The organism is Stieleria sp. (genome assembly GCF_041595215.1).
GTDB lineage: Bacteria > Planctomycetota > Planctomycetia > Pirellulales > Pirellulaceae > Stieleria > Stieleria magnilauensis.
Map to the genome: position 1 here is coordinate 1 of NZ_JBFHKV010000725.1, position 4,547 is coordinate 4,547.

At 59.9% G+C, this 4,547-nt stretch carries 1 protein-coding gene; it reads right to left on the reverse strand.

The genetic code is table 11. From position 1 onward, the window contains the following. Positions 1–4,429, reverse strand: a 4,429-nt coding sequence (locus ABX749_RS23185; RefSeq protein ID WP_372898082.1) for a DUF6797 domain-containing protein, incomplete at its 3' end; no start/stop codon positions are given. Positions 4,430–4,547: the final 118 nt, after the last annotated feature.

Sequence of the window (4,547 nt, forward strand, 5' to 3'; positions counted from 1 at the left end):
AAACCGTAAACTTCTCCCCCGGCAACACCACGTCGGTGTAGGCCAAGACATCGGTGGTCGAGGGGATGTAGTGATGAAGGGCGGCTTCGGGATCCGATATCGATCGGTCCGCCAAGACGCCGACACGCTCGATCGTCCCGGGTTTGGCCAAGGCCCAATTGTGCGGAACGACATCGGGGTTGGAAAGCGTCAATGCGATCGGCTCGCCCGTGCGGACGCGAAACGATCGCGTCGCATAGGACAGGTTGGTCCCGGTTTCGATCTCGATCTCGCGCGCCCCGGCAAGCTTCTTGCGATACGGGTTCGGCACGCTGCGGGTCGCCATGGCAAGGTCCGCATGGATCGGATGCGGGGCGATCGTCTTGGCAATCGACACGTAACCCGGGAAATCGGTGTAGGGCTTGTCGAGTTCATGAACCGTGATGAACAACTGATGAAACTGATCGGGCGCCGATTGCACGGACAGATGCAATTGATTCGCCCGCTGGAGTTCCGGTAGTTCAAGGAAGACGGTCTGGCGATCGGCAAGGACATGGGCGGACGTGATCGGCAGATGATCGTGTCCCCGTACGCCGGGGTGCCGTGTCGAAAACTCCGGGGAGCCATAGCCAGGACCGTAGCGATAGTTCCAAGTTTGCGCGAAGTGATTGCCTGGGTCGGTGACTGTCGCGGCGTCCAAGGGCATCGAAAACGAAATCACAATTCCATTTTCATGGACGTGAAATCCGGTCGGCAGTTGAGTATCGCCGCCGTCGTAACGCACGCGTTGGAAACAACCATCGTCGGGTGTGTAAGAGCCCCAGCCTTGCATACCGGTCACGTACAGTTGGCCGTCGGTTGGGTTGAATCGTCCGCGGTGGACGCCCGAGCGGAACTCGCCAGGCAGCGGCACCACCGCGGCTTGGGCCTGTCCGTTGACTTGGTCACGAAGCACCAGGAAATGCGAACCTGCGCCGAAGGAGAAGTGTAGCAATTGGCCGGACAGGGGCCCCCAGGAATCGCTGTCAACAAACACCTGGCCGCCGCTGGAATTGTCCAATCCGCGCGGCAGATAGGCCAGTGGCAGTTGCGGAGTTTGGCCGTCGCGTGGGCCGCCGTAACCGTAGTGCGGCACACGCTTGTTTGCGCGTGTCGATGGATCTGCGGTCTCGCCGGCAGACGGATGACTGGGAACGGCGCAAATCATCGATGCGGGAGTCCAACTGCCTTCCGAGGCGGGAACGGTCACGGTTGCGTCGGGCAGCAAGCCCAGGCCATCGGGGTTGCGAAATCCGGTCGCGATCACGTCGGCCCGTTGTCCGTCCGATGAAATGCGGACCAAGCCTTGATTGCCCGACGCGATGTAAAAGTTTCCGTTGCGGTCACGCTGCAAGCCGCAAATGAAATCGTGTCCGGCAGCTGACGTTTGATAGGCATTGCTGAAGCATTCGTAAAAATCCGCTTCGAAGTCGCCGTTCAAATCGTGCAGGCGTGTGATCTGGTCGCGGCCCAAAACGAAGATCCCGTCTTGGTCGACGACGATGCCCAAGGCATGATGCAGCCCGGACGCGAACCGTCGCCAGGTCGCTTTGGTCGAAGGGTATTCGATGTCGGTCACGCGCCAGACGTCACCTTGCATCGTGCAAACCAACGCGGAACCATCCGGCAAAAAGGCCTGGCCGCCGCAGAACAACAAGGCGTTCCAAGGGTTCTCGAAAGGCAAACCGATCGTGTCCACCGCGTAGGGTTTCGCCGTGCCGAATCTGATTTCGGTTGCGATCGTTTGCGGCCATTGGGTCGGCGCGTTTTTTAGATGATGACGCAACGGATGTTCTTCGGCCGGCGCGACGACGCGAACGAAACGTCCGTCTTTCACATCGGGCGCGTCGAGGAACGTTTCTTCGCCGATGCGATAGGCAAACACGACTCGATCGCCGATCCGGTAAAAACCCAGGTAGTGAAACGGCTGGTCGGGTTTCGGTTGCCGCGGTTGGCTGAGTAGTTCACCGTCGATCTTCAGCCCGTCCAAGAAGCCGTGCCGGTGCGAGGAAAACTTGACAAAGCCGTCGCGCCAAACGGCATCGTAAGTCAACGTGTCGGGATTGAAACAGACGGCGAGTTCGCCGTGCTCGCCCACACGCACGCACACGCCGCGCGGAATGGTCGTCTTACCGACGCGGAACACACCGCACATCAGGCTGCCGAGTTCGGTCTGGTTCCATCGGTCGTTGGCCCAGGTGATGTCATTTTGGTTTCCCCAGTGACCCTGATCGCCGCCATCGAGCCCCGGGTATTCGGCCAGCAACGGCGGGACGGTGGCTCGTTGACGGAAGAAGTTCGCTTGTTTCGCGTAGAAGTCATAGACTCGATCGCGATTGACGTGGTGTTGCCAGCTGGGCCAATGTTCGGGGGCTAGCGGTCGTCGCTCGATCGGAAATTCCGCCGGTCCATGCGAGTGGGTCTGGGCGTGTGCGAGCAGCGTTTCCATCTCGCCGCTCGGCAAGCCGTCCTCGGTCCCCAAGGCGAACAAGAATCGCAACAGACCGCTTAGGTCTTCGCTGGACATCGCACCGGCCAGATTGTCGGGCATCAACGTGCCGACCTCTCGCTGTAACGCGATCTCGTCGATCGGAATCGCGGTCTCGGTCGGTTGATCGGCCGAGGGATCGCGAAGCACGAGTTCGCGCTCGTCCTGACGCACCAGATAGCCTTGGTGGGTCTGCCCGGAATCGTCGAGGACCAGATGGGCGACGTATTCGGGTGGGATGTGTCGTTTGGGCCACAGCACCGATTCGACCAGTTCCTCGGGTTTACGTTGCTTGCCGATCGACGTCAACTCGGGGCCGACGCTGCCGCCGTGGGGGCCGATGCGATGACAGGACAGGCACGCCGAATTGGCATTGGCAAATGTCAGCAAGCCTCGATGTGGATCGCCATCGGCACGGGCTTGTTCGACCAATGCGGAGACCAACTCGGGAGAGTAGTCTCGGTTTTTGAAGTCCAGCCGCGCGGCATCGGGTTGCGGTTCTTTCGCCCCGGCCCGCGGTGAAGTTTTCTTGCTGCGCCACAACAGCAGCGTCGTGTCGTCTTGGGTGGCATCGATCACCGGATCGGCGGGAACGTCTCGCACGCCCTCGGAAATGCGGACCCAGTGGACATGGCCGCGACAACCGATTCCCCCCTCGACCAATCGACCGATCGCCAGCTTGTCCGCCCGGCCATCGCGGCCGATCGAACGGATCGGCTGATCGGCCACCGGTTTACCATCGACCAACAATCGCAGACGATTCGACTGGTAAATCATCGTCACGGTATGCGGCTTTCCATCACAGATCATCGCCTGGGAATGGACGTGATCGGGTTGCATCCCGGGCAGGTAGGCGGTGAAGTTGCCGGTGCCGTTGTTGGAGAAAATCTCCCAATGGTCACCGGATCGTTTGGTGTCGTTGGCGACAAGGATGTTGTATCCGTTTGCATCGGGCAACGTGACGCGGCACTCGACGGTGATCGGCGGTCGTCGAAATTCCGGGCGGCCCTCGATCAATGTGCCGACGGTGTCGGATGCTCGCTTGGGGGGCGCTGTTTCGGGTGAATACGTACGGAGTGTGGGTTTGGGGCCGGCCGGTTGGCCGTCGATTTGTGGCAGCAACCAATGCAAGCCGTCCAGGTTATCTCGCAGCCGAAGCTCGACGTCATCCTGCGTGTGACCGATCAGACCGACGGGGCCGTCGTAGCCGGAATCACGGATGGCGGCGAGCAGTTGGACATCGAATTCGCCTTCGCCCAGCGGCAAGATTTTCTGGCCCCGTTGATCACCGTCCCGGGTCATGCCGTTCAGATTCAGACACAGCAAATAAGGCTTGAGTTGCTTGAGAACAGCCGCGAAGTCGTCGATGTGCCCGTGACCATGGTGCAGGTTGTAAACGATGCCGACATGCTGGGCGTCGTGATGCTTTCGCAGATAGTCGCAGACCGCGATCATGTTCTCCGGTTCGCCGCCCCAGCCGCCGTGGTTGTACAGCCCAAGTTTGCTGCCCAGTTTGCGAGTCTGCTCGACCAACGGCAGCAACCGGGACGCGGCGGTTTGGATACGTTCCGCTTGCGTCGCCCCTTCGATCGAACCGAGCATCTGCCAGATCTGCGGGCGCAAGCCGTGTTTTTCAAACAGTCTCAGCGCCTCGTCGTGTGCACCCCAAAATGCGAAGTATTCGATCCCGTGTTTTTTGTATTGCAGAATTTCTTCTTCGAACGTCGGTACATGTTCGGCACGCCAATCGTAGGCGACGCGCCGCAATCCGAGCCGCTTGACCATCTCGGCACGCTCGGCCGGCCCGCGTTTTTGCGAGTCAAAGGGGACGATGCACCAGGCAACCAGATTTTCGTCGCGAAGATTGTCAGGTGTTTCGGCGAAACATTGCGTGGTGACAGCGACGCCGAGTAGGATCGTCAACAGGACTCGTAGGGGGGCCATAGATAATTAAGTGTTGCACAGAGTTGTTAGAAGCCGATTTCGTTTTGTTTCGGCCATTGTAAACCACGTCTCTGGTTGCGGCAGGTGATTCGATCGC